Origin of the sequence: Azohydromonas lata NBRC 102462 (assembly GCF_001571085.1) — a bacterium.
Classification (GTDB): Bacteria; Pseudomonadota; Gammaproteobacteria; order Burkholderiales; family Burkholderiaceae_C; genus Azohydromonas; species Azohydromonas lata.
The window spans coordinates 1-1,157 of the sequence record NZ_BCTC01000281.1 but is presented as its reverse complement, the minus strand read 5'-3'; the positions used below and the strand labels follow the sequence as shown (position 1 = coordinate 1,157).

General features: G+C 66.6%; 1 protein-coding gene. It reads right to left on the bottom strand.

Annotated features, from left to right (window positions below; all coding sequences use genetic code 11):
- On the bottom strand, positions 1–1,157 hold a 1,157-nt coding region (frc, locus tag ALA01S_RS31100), incomplete at both ends, for a formyl-CoA transferase (protein ID WP_066343648.1).

Below are 1,157 nucleotides of genomic sequence, written 5' to 3'. Positions count from 1 at the left end.
GTCATAGCCCAACTCCGCCAGCACCTCGTCGGTGTGCTCGCCCAGCAGCGGCGACGCCGTGATCTCGGGCTTCAGGCCCGAGAACTTGATGGGGCTGCCCACCGTGAGGTACTTGCCCCGCTTGGGATGGTCCACTTCCACGATGGAGCCGCTGGCGCGCAGGCTTTCGTCAACCGCCAGCTCCTTCATCGACAGCACCGGCGCGCACGGAATGTCGAACTTGCGCAGGATGTCCACCGCCTCGTACTTGGTCTTGTCCGACAGCCACTCCTCTATGGTCTTGAAGATCTCGAAGATGTGCGGCTGGCGCGCATCGGGCGTGTTGTAGGCCGGGTCGTCGATCCACTGCGGGCGGCCCAGCGCGCGGCAGATCGGGGGCCAGGCATGGTCCTGCACCGTGAAGTAGATGTAGGCGTTGGGGTCCGTCTCCCAGCCCTTGCACTTGAGCACCCAGCCCGGCTGGCCGCCGCCGCCGGCGTTGCCGCCGCGCGGCACCACGTCGCTGAACGTGCCGTGCGGGTACTGCGGATACTCCTTGAGGTAGCCCACGCGCTCCAGGCGCTGCTGGTCGCGCAGCTTGACACGGCACAGGTTCAGCACGGCGTCCTGCATGGAGACAGCCACCTTCTGGCCCTGGCCGGTCTTGTCCCGCCCGCGCAGCGCCGTCAGGATGCCGATGGCCAGGTGCATACCCGTGTTGGAGTCGCCGAGAGCGGCGGCGCTCACGGTCGGGGGGCCGTCCCAGAAGCCCGTGGTGGAAGCGGCGCCGCCCGCGCACTGCGCCACGTTCTCGTAGACCTTGAGGTCCGAGTAGTGGTGGCCGTCGCTGAAGCCCTTGACCGAGGCAAGAATCATCTTCGGGTTCAGCTCCAGGATGCGCTCCCAGGTGAAACCCATGCGGTCCAGCGCACCGGGGCCAAAGTTCTCCACCATCACGTCGGAGCACTTGATCAGCTTCTCCAGCACTTCCTTGCCGTCGGAGGTCTTGGTGTCCAGCGTCAGCGAGCGCTTGTTGCTGTTGAGCATGGTGAAGTAGAGCGCGTCGGCATCAGGGATGTCGCGCAACTGGTTGCGCGTGACATCACCGGAGCCCGGGCGCTCGACCTTGATCACGTCCGCGCCGAACCAGGCCAGCAGTTGGGTGCACGCGGGGCCGG